Below are 2819 nucleotides of genomic sequence, written 5' to 3' on the forward strand. Positions count from 1 at the left end.
AGCGGTGGGTGGAAGCCGGCCGGGCCGCTCGACAGGTGTTGGTGGCGGCCGCTGTCCCCCCTCGTACGCCCGCAAGATCATGTGACGAAGGGCCGGAAGCGGACCCTGTTCCGTTGGATCACTCTCCGGAGCACACCGCGCCCGTTTGATGCGTCGTGGCTCAGAGCCGGCCCAGGCGTACCGATGCTGCCGGGGCGGCGGTGGGTGCGGTGGTGATGTCACCGGCCCAGGCGATGCCGGGCCGGTGAACTGGACTGGCATCGCCTGGCAGTGTCCGGCGGCGGCTCCAGCGTGCACGCGATCCCGGCCGCCGACCCGGCCACTCCGCAGTGGCACGCTGCTTGGCCCACGCCGTGCAGGGAAGCACCTGACCCACTGCCTGCCCTCACCGCGCGCCGCTCCCGTCGTGCGCGCAAGCCGCGCCTCCGGCCGGATACAACCGAGCCTGCGCCGGGTGGAGGCCTACGGCCCGCTGACCGTCGGATTGGACCGGGCCCGGCGGGGCCGACCCGGTCGATGTGGGGATGCGGGGGTGGGGAGAGCCACCGCCGAGTGCCTGACCAGCGGAGGGAAAAGGCCGTGCTGGGCCACCCGGGCGCAGCCATGGGACGCCAGTTCGCTGTGCTCGGGTCATGGGCGGCCGTGGGAGCCGTTTCCGAGCAGGTCCCCGGCCCTGCGCTCCAGGAGAACCGGCAGATATGTACGTACCCGGGCGTAACGGAGTTCGTCGTATGCCGTCTGCACGGCGCCGTCGACTGCTTCCGAACCCAGGCCCGGGTGCGTCTTCAGTAGACGCTCGGCGACCTGGCGGATTATGAAGGCGTCCTCGGTTTCCATCATTCGCACCTTCTATCCCAGCAACCAGGGTTTCCACGGCCCGCCGGTCCGATACGGCCTGATCCAGCGGCCTCACCTCATATCCGTACGCCGCTGTTCCCCGCCCGGCAACCTGGTCGCCTGCACTGCGCCGGGCGAAGCCCAGGCCGGTGAGGCGCGGTCCGTGCCGGAGGGAGGTGGCTCGGACCCGCGGGGCCCGATTGGCGCGGCGCAGGGATCCCGAATGGGTAGATAACGGGCACGGATGCCAGGCGGGCCAAGAAGAACGCGGAAGCCCTGCCTGAGGGGCTGAGCGTGTACGCGAGCAGCCCCGAGCAGCCCATGCTGCTCGACGGGGCCGACCTGCGCCCGCTGGTGGGGCTGTCACGGCAGATCGGGGTGGGTATCGAGGACGAGGGGCCATTCGTCGCCGCGGGTCTCTACGGCGAAGCCGGCACCGCGCAGTGCGGCGGCCAGAGCGAGCCCGAAGGCGCGGCGGAGCCCGGGGAGGTCGGGTTCGGTGATCCTGTTGCGGCGGGGGACGCGTCTGCGCAGTGGTGTGATGTTCCGGGGTATCCAGCCGATCATCACGCCGCGGGCGTGTTCGATGAGGTGCACGCCCTCCGCTCCGGTGGTGATCTCCTCGAAGCCGAGCTCGGCGAGCGCCCACCGCACCCGCAGCGACAGGACTTCGGCCTCCCGGTCGTTCATGGCCGAGCTGTATACGGGTGTGGTCACGTGGGCGTTTCGTTGGAAGGGGGTGCGTGGAGCGGGAAGAGGGCGACGGTCCCGGTGATGTCGAGGAGGCGCCGCATCTGGTGGTTGGGGGAGTCCAGCCGGATGTCGATACCGGCCTTTTGGGCGGTCTGGCGGGCGATGAGGAGGGCGTTGAGGCCCGCGGAGTCGCAGAAGGTGAGCCGACTGCAGTCGACGACGAGCGGTATGGCGGGCGTGGCGCGCCGCAGCGCCTCGGCGAGCGCACGGCTCAGGTGGGGCCCGGTGGCGAGGTCGATCTCGCCGATGACCCGCACGGCCACCGCCTCGTCCAGCACCTCCACGCTCACGCCACTTTCACCAGCGGCTCCTGACGGGTTCACAGTCATGACGGAACACCCTCTCGAAAGGCCACGCCACGAGGGCGCGACACGAGCCGGGGATCAGGTTGTTCGGGGGTTGCGCTGCTCATGACTGTCCTTGCGCAGCCGTTCGGTGTGACGGGTCATCGCGTCGATCCGCTCGGTGAGATCCGCGTCCTGCGGACGCAAATGTTCACGGGCACCGCGCAAGGGGCCGACGAGGCGCGCCACGTCGTTGTCCGCGAGCGCCTGGTCCAGCTTCGCCATCGACGCCGCCGCACCAGGCGGCAGATCACCGAGCGCACTGACCTGCCCGGCCAAACGACGCAGCTCCGCGGCGTTGCCGCGGGCCCACGCCGCGACCGTGCGCTCGGCCGCCCGCGAGTTCCGGGTGGCGGCGACCCGCTGTTCACCGGTGCTGCCGGCGGCTCCGGGGCGCAGGCGCAGGTAGCGTCGTTCGGCGGCCTGGCGGCTGGCCACGCCGAGGGGCGCGGCGAGGTCTTCCCAGCTCGCACCGCCGGCCCGGGCCGCCTCGATCAGCCCGCTCTCCCACCCGGCCAGCCGCTCACGCACCTCACGCAGCATCGTCAGCGCGACCAGGGCCTCGCGCGGGCCGGCGTCCGACACGGCCGGGCCGGCGTCCGACACGGCCGAGGGCTCGGTGGAGGCCGTTCGGCTTGCGTCCTCCAACGCCTGACCGATGGTTTCCAGCGCGGCCGCGGCCGCGCCGGGGCTGAAAGGCTCTGACTCCTGCATGGCACCCTCCACGGTCACGTCATGCTTCAAATGGCATCCGCTGAGTCACCTGAAGTGCGACATCTGGAATGTCACTCGTTCAGTGACACTCTGTTTGTCATCGTCTGGATGACATGTTACAACGGATGCACGTTGAAGCGCATTGGCAGTTTCTGCCTGAACCAACTGGAG

The 2819-nt window shown here is 70.5% G+C and carries 4 protein-coding genes; all 4 read right to left on the minus strand.

What is annotated here, in order from left to right; translation table 11 throughout:
* Window positions 1-630: 630 nt before the first annotated feature.
* Entirely contained in the window at window positions 631-840 is a 210-nt protein-coding gene (locus tag NOD94_RS40670) for a hypothetical protein (protein ID WP_281211275.1), read from the minus strand.
* Between the two features lie 360 nt (window positions 841-1200).
* Complete coding sequence (locus NOD94_RS40675; RefSeq protein WP_281211276.1) at window positions 1201-1554, minus strand: hypothetical protein; 354 nt, start codon at window positions 1552-1554, stop codon at window positions 1201-1203.
* Entirely contained in the window at window positions 1551-1880 is a 330-nt protein-coding gene (locus NOD94_RS40680; RefSeq protein ID WP_281211277.1) for an STAS domain-containing protein, read from the minus strand. Before NOD94_RS40680 ends, NOD94_RS40675 begins: the two co-directional genes overlap by 4 nt.
* A 93-nt stretch (window positions 1881-1973) precedes the next feature.
* On the minus strand, window positions 1974-2648 hold the full coding sequence (locus NOD94_RS40685) for an HSP18 transcriptional regulator (RefSeq protein WP_281211278.1): 675 nt from the start codon (window positions 2646-2648) through the stop codon (window positions 1974-1976).
* Between the last annotated feature and the right edge of the window lie 171 nt (window positions 2649-2819).

The sequence above is a fragment of the Streptomyces sp. Isolate_45 genome (assembly GCF_024721315.2).
GTDB lineage: Bacteria > Actinomycetota > Actinomycetes > Streptomycetales > Streptomycetaceae > Streptomyces.